21 protein-coding genes and 4 pseudogenes are annotated in these 16897 nt (G+C 70.5%); 10 read left to right on the top strand and 15 right to left on the bottom strand.

Annotated elements, in window-relative coordinates; genetic code table 11:
- Positions 1-81 precede the first annotated feature (81 nt).
- A complete protein-coding gene (locus EMA17_RS34310; protein WP_126641058.1) occupies positions 82-270 on the top strand; it encodes a hypothetical protein in 189 nt (62 codons plus the stop codon).
- Positions 271-501: 231 nt separating this feature from the next.
- Here EMA17_RS34310 and EMA17_RS34305 read toward each other — a convergent pair whose 3' ends face one another.
- The 4 genes from EMA17_RS34305 to EMA17_RS34290 form a co-directional block, all read right to left on the bottom strand.
- Complete coding sequence (locus EMA17_RS34305) at positions 502-792, bottom strand: hypothetical protein (RefSeq protein WP_126641057.1); 291 nt, start codon at positions 790-792, stop codon at positions 502-504.
- Positions 793-877: 85 nt separating this feature from the next.
- Complete coding sequence (locus EMA17_RS34300) at positions 878-1708, bottom strand: BUD32 family EKC/KEOPS complex subunit (RefSeq protein WP_246127086.1); 831 nt, start codon at positions 1706-1708, stop codon at positions 878-880.
- 2 nt (positions 1709-1710) lie between these two features.
- On the bottom strand, positions 1711-2673 hold the full coding sequence (locus tag EMA17_RS34295; protein WP_126641055.1) for an MvdC/MvdD family ATP grasp protein: 963 nt from the start codon (positions 2671-2673) through the stop codon (positions 1711-1713).
- A complete protein-coding gene (locus EMA17_RS34290) occupies positions 2673-2885 on the bottom strand; it encodes a hypothetical protein (RefSeq protein WP_126641054.1) in 213 nt (70 codons plus the stop codon). Before EMA17_RS34290 ends, EMA17_RS34295 begins: the two co-directional genes overlap by 1 nt.
- A 1024-nt stretch (positions 2886-3909) precedes the next feature.
- Here EMA17_RS34290 and EMA17_RS34285 point away from each other — a divergent pair.
- Positions 3910-4182, top strand: coding sequence for a hypothetical protein (locus EMA17_RS34285; RefSeq protein ID WP_126641053.1), 273 nt, complete (start codon positions 3910-3912; stop codon positions 4180-4182).
- A gap of 27 nt (positions 4183-4209) precedes the next feature.
- Here the strand turns inward: EMA17_RS34285 and EMA17_RS34280 are convergent, their stop codons facing one another.
- Entirely contained in the window at positions 4210-4659 is a 450-nt protein-coding gene (locus EMA17_RS34280) for a hypothetical protein (protein ID WP_126641052.1), read from the bottom strand.
- Positions 4660-4790: 131 nt separating this feature from the next.
- On the opposite strand from EMA17_RS34280, the gene EMA17_RS34275 reads away from it, so the two are divergent.
- On the top strand, positions 4791-4997 hold the full coding sequence (locus tag EMA17_RS34275; RefSeq protein ID WP_126641051.1) for a hypothetical protein: 207 nt from the start codon (positions 4791-4793) through the stop codon (positions 4995-4997).
- Positions 4998-5102: 105 nt separating this feature from the next.
- Here the strand turns inward: EMA17_RS34275 and EMA17_RS34270 are convergent, their stop codons facing one another.
- Positions 5103-5291, bottom strand: coding sequence for an ATP dependent DNA ligase (locus EMA17_RS34270; RefSeq protein WP_443093125.1), 189 nt, complete (start codon positions 5289-5291; stop codon positions 5103-5105).
- A gap of 275 nt (positions 5292-5566) precedes the next feature.
- Between EMA17_RS34270 and EMA17_RS34265 the strand changes: the two genes are divergently transcribed.
- Positions 5567-6688 carry a methyltransferase domain-containing protein gene (locus EMA17_RS34265; RefSeq protein ID WP_126641050.1) on the top strand — a complete coding sequence of 374 codons (1122 nt, stop codon included), beginning with the start codon at positions 5567-5569 and terminating at the stop codon, positions 6686-6688.
- 583 nt (positions 6689-7271) lie between these two features.
- Here the strand turns inward: EMA17_RS34265 and EMA17_RS34260 are convergent.
- Entirely contained in the window at positions 7272-7490 is a 219-nt protein-coding gene (locus tag EMA17_RS34260) for a hypothetical protein (protein ID WP_126641049.1), read from the bottom strand.
- 223 nt (positions 7491-7713) lie between these two features.
- Between EMA17_RS34260 and EMA17_RS34255 the strand changes: the two genes are divergently transcribed.
- A complete protein-coding gene (locus EMA17_RS34255; RefSeq protein WP_126641048.1) occupies positions 7714-8619 on the top strand; it encodes a hypothetical protein in 906 nt (301 codons plus the stop codon).
- Positions 8620-8842: 223 nt separating this feature from the next.
- Here the strand turns inward: EMA17_RS34255 and EMA17_RS34250 are convergent, their stop codons facing one another.
- The 5 genes and pseudogenes from EMA17_RS34250 to EMA17_RS34230 all read right to left on the bottom strand — a co-directional run bounded on the left by EMA17_RS34250 (position 8843) and on the right by EMA17_RS34230 (position 12939).
- The gene (locus EMA17_RS34250; protein ID WP_126641047.1) at positions 8843-9367 is read right to left on the bottom strand and encodes a DUF1877 domain-containing protein; all 525 of its coding nucleotides are present in this window, start codon (positions 9365-9367) and stop codon (positions 8843-8845) included.
- Positions 9368-9617: 250 nt separating this feature from the next.
- The gene (locus tag EMA17_RS53020; protein WP_246127085.1) at positions 9618-10130 is read right to left on the bottom strand and encodes a hypothetical protein; all 513 of its coding nucleotides are present in this window, start codon (positions 10128-10130) and stop codon (positions 9618-9620) included.
- Positions 10131-10150: 20 nt separating this feature from the next.
- Positions 10151-10507 carry a hypothetical protein gene (locus EMA17_RS34240; protein ID WP_246127084.1) on the bottom strand — a complete coding sequence of 119 codons (357 nt, stop codon included), beginning with the start codon at positions 10505-10507 and terminating at the stop codon, positions 10151-10153.
- Positions 10508-11205: 698 nt separating this feature from the next.
- Positions 11206-11727 carry a S1 RNA-binding domain-containing protein gene (locus EMA17_RS34235; protein WP_160161668.1) on the bottom strand — a complete coding sequence of 174 codons (522 nt, stop codon included), beginning with the start codon at positions 11725-11727 and terminating at the stop codon, positions 11206-11208.
- A 226-nt stretch (positions 11728-11953) separates the two neighbouring features.
- Positions 11954-12939, bottom strand: a pseudogene (locus tag EMA17_RS34230) (IS5 family transposase).
- A 667-nt stretch (positions 12940-13606) separates the two neighbouring features.
- Between EMA17_RS34230 and EMA17_RS34225 the strand changes: the two are divergent.
- Together EMA17_RS34225 and EMA17_RS34220 are read left to right on the top strand one after the other, a co-directional pair.
- Positions 13607-13792: a hypothetical protein gene (locus EMA17_RS34225; protein WP_126641044.1), complete on the top strand. Its 186-nt coding sequence runs from the start codon at positions 13607-13609 to the stop codon at positions 13790-13792.
- A 123-nt stretch (positions 13793-13915) separates the two neighbouring features.
- Positions 13916-14437 (top strand): hypothetical protein, encoded by a 522-nt coding sequence (locus EMA17_RS34220; RefSeq protein WP_126641084.1) that lies wholly within the window; start codon positions 13916-13918, stop codon positions 14435-14437.
- On the opposite strand, the pseudogene EMA17_RS56350 reads toward EMA17_RS34220, so the two are convergent.
- Positions 14434-14794 (bottom strand): annotated as a pseudogene (locus tag EMA17_RS56350) (ATP-binding protein); the annotation flags it as partial. The gene EMA17_RS34220 and the pseudogene EMA17_RS56350 overlap by 4 nt on opposite strands.
- A 187-nt stretch (positions 14795-14981) precedes the next feature.
- On the opposite strand from EMA17_RS56350, the gene EMA17_RS34210 reads away from it, so the two are divergent.
- The 3 genes and pseudogenes from EMA17_RS34210 to EMA17_RS53445 form a co-directional block, all read left to right on the top strand.
- Positions 14982-15398, top strand: coding sequence for a hypothetical protein (locus EMA17_RS34210; protein ID WP_126641083.1), 417 nt, complete (start codon positions 14982-14984; stop codon positions 15396-15398).
- Between the two features lie 96 nt (positions 15399-15494).
- Positions 15495-15689: pseudogene (locus tag EMA17_RS54570) on the top strand (IS5/IS1182 family transposase); the annotation flags it as partial.
- A 28-nt stretch (positions 15690-15717) separates the two neighbouring features.
- Positions 15718-15858 (top strand): annotated as a pseudogene (locus tag EMA17_RS53445) (IS21-like element helper ATPase IstB); the annotation flags it as partial.
- A 19-nt stretch (positions 15859-15877) separates the two neighbouring features.
- On the opposite strand, the gene EMA17_RS54565 reads toward EMA17_RS53445, so the two are convergent.
- Entirely contained in the window at positions 15878-16093 is a 216-nt protein-coding gene (locus EMA17_RS54565; protein WP_246127082.1) for a hypothetical protein, read from the bottom strand.
- 299 nt (positions 16094-16392) lie between these two features.
- Complete coding sequence (locus EMA17_RS34190) at positions 16393-16866, bottom strand: hypothetical protein (protein ID WP_126641043.1); 474 nt, start codon at positions 16864-16866, stop codon at positions 16393-16395.
- Positions 16867-16897 lie beyond the last annotated feature (31 nt).

Raw genomic sequence — 16897 nt, 5'->3', positions numbered from 1 at the left:
CGAGGATCCGGTGACCACGGGGCGGGTGATCGAGTTGGCGTTATCGCCGCGCATGACGCGTTCGGCGGGTTGCCGGCGTCGATGACCGACGACAACGCCCCCGGTATGAGCCATCCGGCGTTCTGCCGGGCCGCCCGCGCCGGACTCGACGGCGCGAACGACGTCCTGTTCACCACGGTCGACGCGATGTCCTCGACCGATCGGCGGGGCGCGGCCAACACCGCGCTGGACACGCTGACCGGGTTCCTGGGCCTGGCCGGCCCGCACTGAGCCATCGGTCCGGCCGCCCGTCGACGTCACCGGGGCGTCACCCCGGGGCGGGTGGGTCGTCGGGCCCGGGTGTGGTGGTCCCGGCCTCTCCCCGTCGCCGGGCCGGCCGCACCGGATCGGCCCATCCCCCGAGGCCGACTGGGCGGGTCACGGACTGGGCACCGTCGGCACAACACCGGCGCCCGATCCGCGACCTGCGAGAGACGGCTCGCCGCCGGGCCGGCTCATTCGTCAGCCGGCGTCCCCGGTCGCTTTCAGCAGGGCCCGTTTGGCGTCGATCGCCGAGCAGCGGTCGGCGATCTCGGCGGCCTCGGCGGCGAGATCCGTCGCCCATCGGGCCAGGGCTGCACCGCTGTTGAGGTTGTTCTCCCGGTACGCGGCGTTGATGCCGAAGCCCCGGCCGGTGCCGGAGCCGGAGCCGAGTTCGCGGTAGCGGTCGGAGATCCCGCGCATCGCCCCCATCAGGTAGGAGAGTTCCGCCTCGATCTCTTCGTGCAGTACGGTCCGCTGATCGTCGTCCATGGTCCGCATCCTTGCACCGGCGAGGACGCGAGCGCGGTCGTTCGGCGCGGATCGCATCCGCAGGGGGTCGGAGCACGTCGGGCGGTCAGGCCGGATGGGCGGTCGCGCCGGCTCGCGTGGCTCGGTTGGGCGCCATGGCGTCCTCGATGAGTGCTTCGAGGGATGCGTGGGGCCATGGTCGCGCGTCGGTCAGGGGGATGCGGTGCCGGCCGATGGCGATGTCCTCGAGGAGGTCTTCGAGGGTGACGCCGGGGCCGACGTCGCGCGGGGTCTCGGGGGTGGTGCCGGTCCATGCCCAGCGCAGGGCCGCGGCGAGGGCGTGGTGTTCGTCGGCGGGGCTGAGGTGGATGTGGACGTCGGGGGTGGTGGCCAGGAGTCGGCGGGCGACGTCGGGGACGGTGGCGTGGTCCATCCCGCCCCGGTACGGGCCCGCGAGCGGCAGCAGATCTCGGTGGTGGGCGTATTCGTGGTCGATGAACGCGACGTCGTCGGTCGGAGTGATCAGGATGTTCCAGGGTTGGATGTCGCCGTGGCGCCACCCGGCGGCGTGCAGACGCCCCAGCACGGCGAACGCCCTGTGCGCGATATCGAGCAGGCGCGGCGCGAAGTCCGGGTCCGGGGTGGTGCGGCCCGGGGCGCACCATTGCCACAGGTCGACGCCCGCAAGGAACTCCACGGCGGTCCACAGGTCTTCGCCGACGTGTCCGTACCTGCCGTCGGCCGGGTGCAGGCCCTGGGCGTGCAGGAGTCGCACGGCGCGGACCTCGTGCAGCAGCGCCGCGCGGGCGGCCGGCGCGGTCGCGGTCTTGATCTTCCAGGGGCCGACCCGCCAGGCGGTGTCGTGGTACGCGGTCAACGGACGCGGTTCGTCGGCGACGCCGAGAGCGCGTACGGCGGCGTCCAGCAGCGGGTCCATCGTCACATCCTCGCCCGTCCGCGGGTCGTGTGCCGGGCGTCGGGGGTATCGCCGGTGAGGACGTGGGCGATCGCGGCGGATATGGGCACACCGGTCAGGGCCTCGATCCAGCCGAACTCGCCAGCACAGTTGGTCTCCAGATACGTCCAGCCGTCGGCGGTGACGACGAAGTCCAACGCGGCATAGACCAGGCCCAGATCGCGCACGTGCTCCACACACGCCGCCGCGATGTGTGCCGGTGTCTCGACGGGCCGATGATCGCACGCGGCGGGAGGCAGCGTGCGCCAGTCGAGCGCGCCGTTCGTGCGGATCGCGGCAGTGAACACCCGGTCGCCGACCACGGTCACCCGCGCGTCGAACAGCCGGTCCTCGACCAGGGCCTGGACGTAGTGCACGGTGCCGGCGATGCCCGACAGGTCGTCCGTCAGGCGGATGCGGGTGGTGGGGACGAACGTGGTGTGCCGCTGGGTCAGCGCTTTGACCACGGCCCTGTCGTGATGTTCGGCCACGAACGCGCGGGCGGCCTCGGGGTGGCAGGTGAACAACGTGTCGGGCACGCGCAGCCCGTGGCGGGCGGCGGAAGCGAGCTGGGCGGGTTTGTGCTCGGACGCGTCGACCACGGTGGGGTCGTTGACCCACAGGAGCGGATGGGCACGGAGCAGTCCGAGGAGCGCGGTGGTGTTCTCGTGGGCGCGCCACCGCTGGTCCGGGTCGGTGTGGGTCTCGGGGCGGGTGGGTTTGCGCCAGTACACCGCGCAGCCGGGACCGACGGTCGCGGTGCGATGGCCATCGTCGATCACGGCCGTCCAGGCTCCCGCGGTGAACCGGCCGGTGACGAGGACCTCCTCGCGCAGCCGGCCGGGGTCCAGGCGCACGAACGCGTCGCGGCCGAGCCGGCTCGCGACCAGGTCGGCCGTGAAGTCGTCCTCGGCGGCGACGACGATCACCCGGGCATGCGGGCGCACTACTTCGGGTCGTCCTTGCGGCGCACACCGCCCTGGTCCTGGGTGCTGGTGTAGTTCGCCACCACCGCCGGATCGGCCGCCTCCACCAGCAGGCGGCCGTCCGCGACGACGTTCGCGCCCACCACCGGGTCGTAGTGGTACTCCGGCAGGACCGGCGTGGTGTCCGCGGGCATCGCGGCGGCCCCGCGCCCCAGGACCAACGGTCGCCTCATGAATTCCTCCCCGTGTCGACGCGGTTCGCGAAGCCGGCCCCACGACCGGTGACCCCTCACATTCTGTGAGAGACCGTCACGTTTCGGAATACACCGGTGCCACTCGATTCCATGGACGGGATAGGAATGGGTACTTCCCTTGCGCGGCTTCCGGGCCCGGAAGCCGCGCTATGACTGGCAGGCGCTGGAAGTGCACCTAGATCGCCAGGTGCCAGACAGCCGTTCCAATCTGGATCAGCAGCGTGGCGATGAGACCGCCGCCGATTGCAATTCCGAGGTCGCGAAGCATGTGACTCACCTCCTCCGTGTGTGAAGGCAGAGGCTTGTTTGGGCACGCGCGACAGCGCCCCGGTCAGCGATTTCGCTGACCGGGGCGCTGAGCGTTAACGGGGTGGATGGCAGTGAGGTGGAGGCTGCAGTTCAGTCCTCATCGTGGGCTGCCACGTCCTCGGCTCCTCTGGGGGAGCTGGACGCTTCCCGGCCCTACCTGCGACCAGGGCTCCGGAAACCCCAAGATCAGCAGGATGGAGCGAGCGTGTCCGATCTTTTCGAAGGCGTGGGCTCACTGGCAGGAGTCTGTGATCGAGAACCGGCGGCACGGTCCAACACCCGAAGCAGGCTGAGGTCGTAGCCGGCGGCCGAAAGGTCGTCGGCGCCCCAGCCCGGGGTCCGGTACTGGTAGGAGTCTGTGATCGGGTGATCCGAGTGGACTCGGCCAGGGCTTCGCATCGTCACTCGTTGTCACCGGCGGCGCTGAAGGCGCACCCCTATGGAACGGCACAACAACCGATCCTCACCGCATGGGCCGAGGCCGGTGTGACCACATTGCGCGAGGTCGACCGTCCCCGGATCGACACGGCCGTGGCCGGCCTGTCCGGGAACGTCCGCAAACAGGCCGCCGTCAAGTTGCGCGGCCTGTTCAGGACCCTCAGGCGGTGCGCGGGTTGGGATTCACCCGAACGAGGCGCGCGGCCTGCGGAGCGCCTCGATCGGGTCGGTGCGACCGTCGCGTATGGTCGAACACATGTCCGAAGATTCGTCGCCGCTGCCCGACCACCTCCACCCGCTGCTGGAGTACCAACTTCGCTTCGAGCGGGCCCACCTCGCGTGCCTGCGCGCCGCCGAGACCGGCGACGACGACACCCTCAACCACTGCCGCGCCGAACGCCTACGGTCCATGCGCGCTCTGATCACCGCCCGCGCCGACGCCGGCGCCGACAGCGCCCCCGACCGCCAGGCCCTCAAGGTCGCCGCCATGGCCGCGCTCGCGAACGAGACGGCCGACGCCCTGGAGTAGGCGGCCCGAAGGGATTCCAAGCGGTGGTCAGAAGCTCCAGCTGTAGAGGCCGCCGCCCGTGTCCACCGCGGACGCCGCAAGTCGGGCGACTTCTTGCACGACCGCGAGCAGATCGTCGTCGGTCATGTCGTCTCCGTCGGTCGCCCTGATCCTCGCGGTCCAGTGATGCGCCAACTCCGCCAACTCGGTGGGGCCGGCATCCGCCAGGGCCCTGATCAGCCGCTGCGGCAGAGCGAACACCTCGACGCCGTCGTTGAAGGGGCCGACGACCCGCTCCGGCCACCACCGGTGCAGGAGTTCGGGTGCCGGGATGTCTGCGGAGGGCTCCGAGAAGTACATGTCCCACTCGGCTATCGCGCTGTCCGGCTCGAGGAAACGGCATGCCACGGACTCGAAGGCCCGCCCGGGCCCCGTCCCCTGCGTCGCGGTGGCAGCCTCGTCGTCGGGAGCGAGGAAGAACACTACGTCCCATGCCATCCCCGCATGATCGCAGGCCGCGTAACCGTCGCCGGTGACAGACATCCCGACCGGTCACAGGTGTGGTCGTCACTCCGGTGAGGGCGATAAATCCCGACGCCGAACGACCTACGCTCGTTAATCTGCCGCTCGTGCCCGATATCGCGAGCCCCGCCGAGATCATGTCCGAGCGCTTGCTGTGCTGTATCTGCGGCCGGAGCACCTCCGACTCCGAGGACTACGTGCTCCTTGGGATCAGCTCCCCCAGCGGCGCAGCCGAGCAATGGCTCGGCGCCCATGCGGAGCACCTCAACGGCGTCCTCGCCCGTGGCTTCTCGGTCGAAGTGCACATGATGTGACCCCGGGGCGTGCGCCGGCTCCCAGGCTGTTCGCATCGGTGCCGATGCGCGCCGAACCGACGCAGGTGACAGATATCGCGACCGAGCGACGCCTATCTCGACCAATCACAGGTCCCCCGGGGCCAGGTCCGGGCGCAGGCGATGCCAGGAGGGGTGGCGCAGCAGGTCGGCGCGGGTGCGGGTGGCGTACGCGACCTCGCCGACCGGGCGCGGCAGGACCCACCGCGACCCGACCACCGCGGGTTCCCGTTCGAACGGGCACCGCGGGAGATGGCAGCAATAGGGGCCGGGCACCTGCTCTGCCTCGGTCGACGACTGCGGCCGCGAGACACAGGTGGGCGGCGAACAGCCGCACTCACGTGGTCCTCGCGGTGCGATACGTCTTCCGTGTGGATGTGTTGCCGCGTCATCATGGGGTCTCTGTGCGTGACCGAGGAGGCGTTCATGGGACAACACGAGAAGCCGCCGCCGGATCCGTCGAAGGGCACTCCCCCGCCGGACAACGCCGACGGGCGGGTCCCCCCTCCCCCGCCGTCCAACGGCCGGCACAAGAAGGACGAGTAACCGCCGTGGACTCGATCGAGGCGCGGTCGCGCCTGGCGGGCGAGATGGAACGGCGTGGGGACTGGCCCGGGCGCGCGCCGTGGATCCGTGACGCGGTGGAGGCAACGCCGCGGGACGCGTTCGCGCCCGATCGGCTCTGGCGTTGGGACGGCGCCGGCTACGTCGCGGTGGATCGCGCGGTCGACGAACACGCGTGGCTGTCGTTGGTCTACGCCGGACCGGACGATGCTGCGGTGACGCAGGTCGTGGACGGAGTGCCCACCTCGAGCCTGTCGTGCCAGGCGGTGGTGGTGGACATGCTCGACTCGCTGCTCCTGGAGCCTGGGCACCGGGTTCTGGAGTTGGGCACCGGGACCGGGTGGAACGCGGCCCTGCTCGCCCGCCGCGCCGGGGCGGGCAACGTCGTCAGTGTCGAGGTCGACCCCGACCTGGCCGAGGGGGCCCGCAAGGCGCTCGCCGCGGCGGGGGTCGAGGTGCGCGTCGAGGTCGGGGACGGCGCGCACGGCCTCCCGGCGGAGCCGGCGTGGGATCGGGTGGTCTCGACGTACGCGGTGGAGCGGGTGCCGTGGGCGTGGATCGCGCACACCCGCCCCGGAGGTCGCCTGGTCACACCGTGGGGGCGGTTGGGGCATGTCGCGTTGACCGTCGCCGACGACGGGCTGTCCGCGTCCGGCTGGGTCCAGGGACTTGCCACGTTCATGCCCGCCCGCGGCACCCGCGCCGAAGCCCGCTTCGCCGACATCCGCGGCGACGCGCTGGCCGAGGACGAACGCGGCGCGACGCGGGCCCTGGCGCCGTTGTGCGACGACCCGGACCTGCTCTTCGCGTTGCGCGTCGCCCTCCCCGAACTGCGTATACACGCCGCGCGTGATGCCGACGGCGTCAATGCCTGGATCCACGACGGCCACGCCTCCTGGGCCGTGTACTCCGCCTCGACGGGCGGCGGGACCACGCTGTATCAGGGCGGGACACGGCGCCTGGGCGACGAGCTGGAAACGGCCTGGGACCGGTGGATCGCCGAGGGCGGGCCGGGGTTGTACGACCACGGCATGACCGTCACACCCGACGCGCAGTACGTGTGGGCCCACCACCCCGACACCGGACCCCGATGGCCCACCAACGCCTGACCCGATCGACGCGGCCCTGCCGCCCCGTGTGAGCCTGGGCGTCTCGGTTGCGGGACGTTGGCCCGGGAACCTTACCTCTCTTCCCAGTTGCGGCCCGCCGGCGTGCGCGCCACCGACGACACCATCACACGGACCGACGCCCAACCCGTCGTGAACGCGCCCCGGCGGTGCGCGGGAGCAGCGTCGTGATCGTGTGCCGCGTAGAAGGGGGACGTGCGGACCCACCCGATCCCGTAACCGGTGATCGTGGAACCGCCGCCCGAAATTCGCCCGCACGACGGCGGATCCGACACCGGACGACCCCGCCTCCCATGCACTCATCTCCATCCCCCATGGTTCTCCCCCGTCGATCGGCGTGCCCTGCCGGGCGTGGGCTCCACATGGCGTCGTCTCGCCCGGCCGGCGCCGGATATCGCGGGGTCCACGGATCACCCGGGTGCGTCGAGCCGTCGCTGCCGGCCTCGGCCCGCCGCCGACGCCGGCACACCACCCCGGCACACCGGATCCGGACGATGAACGCTCGGAACGGACGGAGCAGCCCCTGGACCATCGTCCTCCCTTGAGCCTGTGGTTCGGCTGGGGGTCACGCGTGGCGGCCGGGGACCACCCATTCCTTCGGGTCCCCGCCGGGCCGACCGGTGGTGAGGTCCTGGAATCCGGCAAGGCGGTTGCGAACGGAGTCGGCCACGTAGTCCTCGACCGACGCGGCGAGCCCGAGCCCGATCAACTCCCGCACCCGCCCCACCGCTTCCGGCGAGAGCTGGACACGGACCTCGGCACCGGGAGTCGTATCGATACTCATCCGGCGGACGCTACCGCCGCTCACCGACATCGACCTCCTACGGCCGGCCGAACCACAGCCGACTGTGGGAACACGCTGCTGCGGCGGTCGTTCGGCGTGGATCGAATACGGAGGACTCGGAGCACGTCGGCGGCGGCAGCGGGCAGGCCGGCCTGGCCGGGCCGCGCTGCACCGACGCCCGACCGGCCCCACCGCCTCGAGGTGTTGTGGCAGCATCCCCGTCGTGGATGACCGTGCGCATGACGTGGACTGGTCCGGCCTGTTCCATGCCTCGGGCACCGCCGGCGACACGCCGCGGCGCCTGGCGGCCCTTCTCGGCGACGACGCGTGGGCCCTCGTCGACGGGTACTCGCACCTGTGGTCGCAGACGCTTCGCCGCGAGGGCGGGGCCTGGCCCGCGACGGCGCCCACGGCGAGGCTTGTCACCGAGCTCCTGGACAACCCGCTGCTCGGGCGCGACGATCCCACGCTGCCCGATGCCATGCTCGCCTATCTGTACGAGGTCGGCGTCGCCGCCGACCTCGGCGACCGGGCCGCGGAGATCCGTACCCGGGTCCGGGACCACGCGCCGAAATTGCGGGCCTGGACCGCCGAGTACGTGTCGGCCGACGCGGACGGCAGGACCCGGATGTGGCGGGACGGCACGGGGCTGGGGGAACTCGTCCTCGACCGGGCGACGCTCGCCTGCTTCGACGCGGTTCCCGAACTCCTGCGGCGCACACTGCCCCACCTCGCGTCGCAACGCCCCAGACGCAGGGCCTGCGCCGCCGCGGCCGTCGGGTCCCTGGCCCGGCATCCCGCAGCCCACGCGCAACGTCCGCGGCTACGGGAACGGTTGACGTCGATGGCCGGGGCCGCCGACTCCCCGTACGACCTGGCGACGATCGTCATCGCCGTCGGCCACCTCGGCGGCGACACGCGCCCCTGGCTCACCGATGCGCATGCGGGCGTCCGGGCCTGCGCGGCCCTGGCGCCCGACCTCGCCGGCGACGACACGGCGGAGCAGGTGCTCATGGAACCGCACTGCTCGCCGCGGGCGTTCGCCGGCGCCTTCGGCGATATGGCTCCGCCCGTGCAACTCCAGACCGAGACGTTCCACGACCTGCTCGCACGACGACGCGTGAGCTGATGCCCGACGGCAGCGACGTTCCTTTCGGCGGTGCGTGCTTCGGAAGCGGGATCCACACCGTCGCCCCGCGCCGTGGTCCGCGGGCCGTGCCTCCGTGGCAGATGACGTGGAACAGCCCCGCTACCACCCCCTTTTCGGGTGCGGTGCGGGCCGTTCCCGTGCGTCGCGCGGCCCCGGAGGAGGTGAATCCTCCTCAGGAGCTCGCTCGGGGCGAGGGTGTCGGTCAGTCACACCAAAGCACAATGAACAGCTGCCGCCGGGCCGCGTCGAGGTAGAACTCGCGCAGGGCGTCGAAGTGTGTCCTCAGATACGCCTTGGGGCCGCCGACGATCCGGTCGGCGCCGTGGCCGATCAGGGAACCGGCCTCCCGATCGTCGACCGGCAAAAGCGCGAGGAGAGCCGGGATGTGGATCCGTGCGAGCCGTTGCGCGACGTCGGCCACCTGAGCAGCGGACAGAGCGGTGGGCGTCGGCCCGAAAGGGCCGATTTCGTACGGGTGCGTGTCGAGGAAGCCCACGTCGATGGCGGTGTCGCCGTCGGTGGCCCGGCGAAGCGTGTCCAGGCGGACGCTGTCAAGCCCGGCCAACTCGCCGACCCGCCGCAGCAGAGGAGGTGCCCAGTCCAGATCCAGCACATCCGCCGACGGCGGATCCCAGCGCGGATCACCGTCCGCGGACGTGACGGCGGACCGGCGGCAGGCGGCGAGGTATTCCACCGGGACGCGGGCGAGTTGCCGGGTGACAGCCACGACGACAGTATCCCGCCAACGTCCACCGACTTCCCGGCCACCCGCCCGAAACCGATCAAGCGCCACGGCGCGGGCCGCGGACACCCCCAGGGGAACCCGGCCTGTCGGCGTACTCGTCAGCGGCGGCAAGGTTTTCGTAGCCGGAGATCATCCCGAGACCGTGGTCTGCCGATCCGGATATGGGTGCGGTTCGTTTCGAGGGACGACACTGATCATGCAGTGAGCGCGAACTTCCGCACGGGAACGCCGGTTACGGGCGGATGGCGATGGTGCTGAGCGTGCCGTTACCCCAGATGGTGGTGCTCATCATCACCCGACCGTCCAGGGAAGCCACCGTGAACTCCGGAACGAAACGATCAGTGAAGAGGGTCGCGAAGCCGCTCCGCAGCAAGTCCACCTCACTTCTCACCAGGTCCCACTCGTCGAGCAGTTGGACACGGAACCACACCTCGTACGGCTCATGGTCCGAATCGTCCCCGAGGCGGGCTCGGCCGAGCGCGAGCAGAAACTCGCGCTTCTCGTCGAGGAGCCCGAACTCCGCGGCCATTCGATACCAGCCCGTGTTGACCTTGTCGGCGAAGTCCGAAGCGTCCGGGTCGGCGACCTCTTCCGGGTCAGAGTCGAACCGTCCGTGCTCAGGCCCGGCGCTTGCAGGCGACACGTATTTCGGTAGCGGTAGTCGGACCTCCTGCCGGACTCGTTCGACGAGTCGGAGCCCGGCGGAGGCGAGCAAGTCACCTATCTCAGCGTCAGTCAGAATCACGGCAGCACAGTAACCGCAGCTCACGCCACCCGCGCCGGATTTTCTGGCGATCCAAGAGCGCCTACCACCCCTTGATCGCAAGCTTCACCCGAAACAAGCCGCGCCCCCGGATATCGGCGGCGTAGGTGGGCGATCAGAACGACGCGGCGGCGAAGGAGGGGGACGCCGGCGCGTCCCGCCATGATGCGTTTCTGGAGTTTCACGTCGGTGATGCGGCCTTCGTTGACGCCGGAATTGTAGGGGGTGGTAATCCCCTGAACTACCGCGTTTTGGTCTTCGCGCAGGGCTGCTGCGACCCCGACGAAGGGCGCCAGTCCGCTGTCGGTGAGCCGGTCGAGCCAGGCCGGCAGCGGTGTGGCGTCCTGGGTGTCGAGCATGCGAAATTGTCAGGCACGCGAGTTCGGGGCTGCGCACGAGGGTCGGGTCCAAGTGGCGCTCGCCGGCGGTACGACACCGCGTCCGGTGTTCTTCGACGTCGGCAACAGACGAGCGACTCGAACAGTCGCTCCGGGGAGGCGATCCCACCATCCGCAAGCGCGTCCCACCGAACCCGGAACTCGCCCAGGCACTCCGACAGTCCGCGCTCCATGAACGGCCACATCGGCACGAAACCCGAGCCCTCAAGGCTCGCCCGCCCCTCGCCGGCGACACCGACGCCGATCCGACCGGACGCCAAAATCCCGATCCACGCCCCGTTCCCGCGTGGAAGCACCGGCCGCCACGTCGTCACGTCCTCCCCCACGCCGGCAAGCGTACCGACAGCACGACGAAGGCAGCTCAGAGGCCGAGCCTGGGGCATACGCGTCGTCACCGGCCGAATCGCCCCGATCGCATCCCGACCCGTGTGCGGACGCTTTCGGTCGAGCAGCGATCGACGCGCCGGAAATCCGGTGGCCGCGATCGTGCCGACGTGGTGGCAGGCGTCCCTCGGCACACGAAGGGTGTGTGCCCGGACGCAATGACCTTGCGGCATCCGCCTTCGCCGCCGGCCGGAGCCCCGGCCCCGCATCGCGGCGGGGACAGGGGTGGGAGGCGTCGGCGGTCGACGCCGGGCCCCTCGCGCGGACGTCGGGGCTCACGGCCAGGTGACGGTCACCCGATGCGTTCCGGGTTCGGTCCCGAGGTCGACCTCGCGGATCCGGACGCGGACCCGGTCGCCCTCGCGAAGTCCCGCGCGTTCCTCGTCGGTCACCGCCAGGAGGGCCACGAGGGTGTCCGAGAGGGTGAGCAGGACGACCCCGCCCTGCGGGACGGCGACGACCGTCGCCGGCACCACCTGGCCGATCCGGCCGGAGAACGGCGCGGCGGGGTTCGCCTCCAGGGCCCTCGTGGACAGGTACACCACCGCGTTCGCCTCGTCGACGTACATCACCTCGGCCGTGACGACCTGGCCCACCCGCAGCCGGTCGTTGAAGTCACGGACGTACCCGGAAGTGAGATGCAGCGTGTTGATCACGCCCCGGGCGTCGTCGAGCCGCACGAAGGCCACCGAACGCAGGACCCGCCGCACCACCCCGGAGCAGATGCGCCCGCTCGGAAACCGCGCTCGAAGATCCGCGACGACCCTCGCGTGATCCGGATCGGAGCTCCCCACCATGCCGGGCATTCTCGCGTACTCGGACGGCAACCCACGGCCGGGTCGCAGCCCCACCCATCGACGCCCACCGCGTTCCGGTGGCACCGGCCCGTGCCCCACCGCGCCGGAGCTCGGCCCTGGTTCACGCATGGCGCTGCGGTCGTCCCCGTGGCGGATGCCTCGGGTCTGCCGACGCCCGGGGGAGGGTGTTCGTTGCCAAGCCCCTAGGGCCTGTTCTGGGTTCGGATCACGGTCGTGTGGGGAGGCTGCGGAGCCAGAGGATGGCGCCGCGTAGGTGGAGTCCGGCGAGGTAGCTGTCCGGGGTCTTGTCGGTCCGGAAGGCGATGCCGCGCCAGTCCTTCATCCGGTTGATGCAGCGTTCGGCGGTGTTGCGCTGCTTGTATAGCTCGGGGTCGTGGCTGACCGGGCGGCCGCCGTGTCGGCCTTTGCGTTTGCGGTTGGCGGCCTGGTCGGCCTTCTCCGGGATCACCGCTTTGATGCCGCGTCGGCGCAGGTAGGCGCGGTTGGCGCGAGAGGAGTACGCCTTGTCGCCGGCCGCCGCGTCCGGCCGGGTGCGCGGGCGCCCGACGGGTCCTCGGACCTTGATCTTGTCCATGACCGGGACGAACTGCGGGCTGTCGGCGGCCTGCCCGGGCGTCAGCACGATGGACAGCGGGCGGCACCGCCGGTCGGCGGCGAGGTGGACCTTGCCGGTGAGTCCGCCGCGGGATCGGCCCAGGCCGGCTGCCTTCAGTCGGGCTTTGCGACGTCGGCGTTCCGCCCGCCGTCGTTCCCGCTCGGGGTCGGTCGGTTCCGGCGCGGTGTCGTTTCGTCCCTTTCGCGAAGCCCCTTTTCCTCGGTCACGGCTTTCGTCAGGTCGTCCAGGAGCGCGGGGTCCACGGCCATCCCGGCCGCGTGCTGGTGCGCGCGTGCGGTGGTCGAGTCGACGCCGACCAGGCCGAGATCGACGTCGCCGCGGGCTGCGGCCTCCGCGATCATCGCGTCCATCACGGACTGGAAGATCCCCGCGCGGGCCCACATCCGGAACCGGTCGTAGACCGTCGACCAGGAACCGTAGCGATCCGGGACGTCCCGCCACGGGCTGCTGGTCCGGAACCGCCACATCACCGCGTTGAAGTAGCTCCGCAGGTCAGGAATCGGCCCGGACACCCCCAACGGCAGGTGCGGCTCGACCAACTCCCACTCGCCATCCGACAGATCACCCCGGGTCATGCCGTCCGGTCTACCCCATTCCCCCGGACGCCGAGGCCGGAATGACCCGATCGTGATCCGAACTCAGAACAGGCCCTAAGGCCACGGCCCAGGCCCACGAAGAGACCCGCGAACTCACAGGGTCCGGGCGAGGTGTTCGCCTCGGGTTCGCCGGCTCGCCGCCCGCCCCCTCCGCCCCCGGGGCTCGGGCGCGGCTGCCGGCAGTATCGGCGCATGAACCTCTCCGAACAATTGGCCGAGTGGCAGGACGTCGAGGCCGCCATGCTCCGGCTCGGCAGGACACTCGGACTCTTCGAGCGAGGGGGACGACGAGTTCCGCTGGTGCCCCGAGGGCGTGGCCCGTCTGAAGAAATGACTCCTGCGGGAGGCGGTCGCGACACCCGCCGTGCTGTGCGTCACCGGGGTGCCCGGTGTCGGCAAGACCGGGGCCGTGGCCGCCGCGCCGCGCGCATCGCAACGTGAACGGGGCCGGGACGCGGCGTGGTTGACGTTCCGCTCCGCCCGACGATGGCGAGCGTGCCGGAGGCGTCACTTCGGCCGATCGCGGACTCGACCTATCACCGCTGATATCGGGCAGGGATTCAAAAGCAGGCGCCAAGCAGGTCCGCGAGGACGGGGGGCGCCGATATCCCGGCGCACGCCGCCCGCGGGCGGATAGCGTCGCGGGATGATTCGATTGCGCACGGTCGCCCCGGCCGTGGCAGCCGCCGTGTTCCTCCTGGCGGGCTGTTCCGACCACGACGGGCCCCTCGCCCCGGACCCGAACGACACACCCGTGTACCGATCCAACATCTACTACTACTCCGGTAGTCCCTCCCCCGGGCTCGCATGGAACTCCCCGACGCCACAGTGACCACGGCAATCCAGCGAACCGTCGGGCACACCGCCCGACACCGGACCCGACGTATTTCCCCGAGGGCTGTGGTCACGTAATTCCCCAGGTCCTGGCTGTGTGAGGGCTAGGTTGGTGCGCGTGATGACGCGGGGGCGGATGTATCGGTATGTGGGTCCGGTTGAGTTGAAGGAGCTCGTCCGGGCGGGTGGTGAGGGTCGGAGCATGCGATCGTCAGCGGACTTCGACGAGTGGGCCGCCGCGCTGACCCCGGATGAGTTGGCCGAGCCGTTCACGTTCGTCGTCGATGCCGGCGGGGTGCTGCGACTGGCTCCGCGCCGCAGCGAGCACGTGGTGTGTGCCGGCGGCGAAGGGGTCCTGAGCGCCGGTGAGATGAGCTTCCGTGAGGAATCCGGGCGGTGGGCGGTCGAGGAGGTCAGCAACCAGTCGACCGGCTACTGCCCGGACGTCATCTCATGGCCGGCCGTGGCCGAGGCCCTGGACCGAATCAGGATCGCTCGCCCGTCCGGCTTCACGCACGAGGTGGTCTTCCGCCGCTGCCGCTCCTGCCGGGAGCGCAACATCGTGCGGGAGGAGGACTTCGTCTGCGTCTTCTGCGGCGAGGACTTGCCTCTGGAGTGGAATGTCTCCGAGCCGGATCGCTAGGCGGCCGGAGGCTTGTCGACGGGGTTCTTGGGCCACTTGTTCGGCCGGTAACCGGGGCCGTTCATGATCACCTGGTGGCTGGTGTTGATCAGCCGGTCCAGCAGCGACTCGGCGACGACAGGGTTGGGGAAGAGGGGATACCAGTCGCTGGGAGCCCGATCGCCGGTGCATAGCGAAGTCGTCCAGGATCAGGACATCGGGTCGGATCAGCTCGCGCATGCGCTTGTCCCAGGTGCGGTCCGCGTGGCCGCCGGCGAGCTCGGCCAGGACCCGGCTGGTCTTCGTGAAGCGGACGTTCGCGCCCTGGCGGACGGCGAGGTGGCCCAGGGCCTGGGCGACGTGTGTCTTGCCGACACCGCCCGTTACCAACGGATGAGTGCAGTATCGCACGCGTTTGCCAAGCTTGTGACGGTGCAGCTATTGCAACAACAGTGAGCGATCTTGCCATGGGCAGCACCCATAGGATCTCGGCATGCCAGCTGACGAACGCGTGACCCGGTCCTCGTTTTCCGACCGCGTCCAGCCGATCTCTGTCCCTCGTCCGATGCCGCTCCTGCCGCGCCGAGTCTGGTCGGATGAGGATTGGGAACGCATCCGGCTCGGTTACCGCTCCCGGGACATGGACGAGAAGTGGGATGTCTTCGCCGAGGGCGATGTCGTATTCCTGCACCGCAGTTGGACGGGCAACGGGGTCTTCGAAGCAACCTTTGCCCCAGGCGACGGCGGTGGCCGGCGGATCGCCGAGGCCGTGGTGGAACGCGACGCGGAGCGCTATCGCGGTGACGACGACGAGTACGACTGCCTGATGCTGGAGTTGGTGCTCAGCGCGATCGTTCTGGGAGAGCCCGCTCGAGAACTCCGTGAAAAGTTGGTGGAATCGACCCGGAAGAGGTCGGGGAGCACCGATGTTCCCGCCGGGCTCGTGCAACACAGCGCTCTCGGCCTGCGCACGGATCCTTAGGTTGCGTCGCCCGTCGGTCGGCCGGCTGGACCTGCCCGGACCAGCCCCGGCGGGCGAGTCCGGAGGATCCGATACGCCCGGCCACCGCCTACCGGCTACCGGCGCACAAACCCGATACTGCGCCGACCCGCACCGCTGTTCGGCGTCTCAAAGTCTGCGGCCGACCGCGTCGTCGACCATCTCGGACCACCGCCGGCGCTGTGGCAGCGCAAGCGGTTCCGCAAGAAATCCGTGCCGAACGTCAACGACGCCCTCATGCCCACCCGCGACCACACGATGGCCGAACGGGCAACAACTGCAAAGCCTGGGAGTTGTCCGGACCAAGACCTTTACCGACCCCCGACTCTGCGCGGCCGTCGTCGACCGCCTCACGTTCGGCGGCAACATCATCGTGACCGGCACCGACTCCTACCGCCTCGCCGCCACCCGTACCCACGCCGAACAGCAAACTCTCGGCTGATCCACCGCCCACCGGAGGGCTACCGGGCATCGGCGTACCCGATTCCGACCGCCAAAGCGGCCATCTCCCGCAAACGCTCGTAGTACTCGATCGCGCCGGCCTCGTCATCGATCGACGGCAGGACCTTCTCGACGGCCGCGAGACACACGAGCAGGAGTCCTTGCCTCTGCTCGTCAAGGGGGCCCGAAAGCGACGAGGAGACACAACCGGCGATGTCCGCGTCCAGCAGCACCATGTCGAACAGTCTGCCTTCGTGCTCGAACTCCCGGCCGCGAACATGGGGGGAACGACGCGCGCAGGTGCTCGTCCCACAGCCGCGAAAGCAGGCCCGGCTCCGATGCGTCCATGTTCGAGATCATGCCTCACCGACCCGGCACTGCGAGCGCTGGTGGGGAACCCTCACGGGAGCACGCGGCGCGCGCTCGGGAGGGTCGCGGGCGGTCGCGGACGGTCGCGGACAATCGCGGTCGAGGTACTCGGTGGACGTGTTCCCCGGCGCCGCCGACGGCGGTGGCTCACCCGTCTGCCCTGTGCTCAATCGTCGGCGCGGGGCGGCGGGGATGTGCCGCCGGCGCGCCACACGTGCCGGAGGTGGTCGGTGAGCGTGTCGACGACGACGTCGCGGCCGTCGCGGCAGGCCAGGACGAAGTCGACGTCGGCGTAGCCGTTCTCGACTCCGTCCTCGGTGTTGAAGACGACGCTCGACACGTGTGCGGGGAGTTGTGGAAGGAACCAGGTGGTCCACGCCTGGGCGGCGGCGCGGGCGTCGCAGATGCGGATGCCCAGCGACGGCGGACGCGGGGTGTAGGAGCCCTGGAACAGCCACGGCCCGATGGGGAACCACACCTCGAGGAGGGGCTCTGCGCGAAAGCCCTCCCCGGCCCTCCAGCGGGCGTCGGGTCGTTGTTCGAGGGAGGCGATGACCTGCTCGACGCTGACGTCCCACGGTTGGTCCGGAGCCGGGGCGAAATACCAGGGGGTGGCGTAGCCGGCGGGGTCCGTCGTCACGGGGTCGTCCTTCCGGATTCGGCCGAGGCGC

It is taken from the genome of Embleya hyalina (assembly GCF_003967355.1).
GTDB lineage: Bacteria > Actinomycetota > Actinomycetes > Streptomycetales > Streptomycetaceae > Embleya > Embleya hyalina.
This window is presented reverse-complemented; position numbering and strand designations above follow the sequence as displayed.

Excerpts from the sequence above, each read along its gene's own strand:
- EMA17_RS34310 (WP_126641058.1), top strand. The coding sequence starts at position 82 with ATGACCGACGACAACGCCCCCGGTATGAGCCATCCGGCGTTCTGCCGG.
- EMA17_RS34305 (WP_126641057.1), bottom strand. The coding sequence starts at position 792 with ATGGACGACGATCAGCGGACCGTACTGCACGAAGAGATCGAGGCGGAA.
- EMA17_RS34300 (WP_246127086.1), bottom strand. The coding sequence starts at position 1,708 with ATGGACCCGCTGCTGGACGCCGCCGTACGCGCTCTCGGCGTCGCCGAC.
- EMA17_RS34290 (WP_126641054.1), bottom strand. The coding sequence starts at position 2,885 with ATGAGGCGACCGTTGGTCCTGGGGCGCGGGGCCGCCGCGATGCCCGCG.
- EMA17_RS34285 (WP_126641053.1), top strand. The coding sequence starts at position 3,910 with ATGTCCGAAGATTCGTCGCCGCTGCCCGACCACCTCCACCCGCTGCTG.
- EMA17_RS34280 (WP_126641052.1), bottom strand. The coding sequence starts at position 4,659 with ATGGCATGGGACGTAGTGTTCTTCCTCGCTCCCGACGACGAGGCTGCC.
- EMA17_RS34260 (WP_126641049.1), bottom strand. The coding sequence starts at position 7,490 with ATGAGTATCGATACGACTCCCGGTGCCGAGGTCCGTGTCCAGCTCTCG.
- EMA17_RS34240 (WP_246127084.1), bottom strand. The coding sequence starts at position 10,507 with ATGCTCGACACCCAGGACGCCACACCGCTGCCGGCCTGGCTCGACCGG.
- EMA17_RS34235 (WP_160161668.1), bottom strand. The coding sequence starts at position 11,727 with ATGGTGGGGAGCTCCGATCCGGATCACGCGAGGGTCGTCGCGGATCTT.
- EMA17_RS34225 (WP_126641044.1), top strand. The coding sequence starts at position 13,607 with ATGATTCGATTGCGCACGGTCGCCCCGGCCGTGGCAGCCGCCGTGTTC.
- EMA17_RS34220 (WP_126641084.1), top strand. The coding sequence starts at position 13,916 with ATGACGCGGGGGCGGATGTATCGGTATGTGGGTCCGGTTGAGTTGAAG.
- EMA17_RS34210 (WP_126641083.1), top strand. The coding sequence starts at position 14,982 with ATGCCGCTCCTGCCGCGCCGAGTCTGGTCGGATGAGGATTGGGAACGC.
- EMA17_RS54565 (WP_246127082.1), bottom strand. The coding sequence starts at position 16,093 with ATGGTGCTGCTGGACGCGGACATCGCCGGTTGTGTCTCCTCGTCGCTT.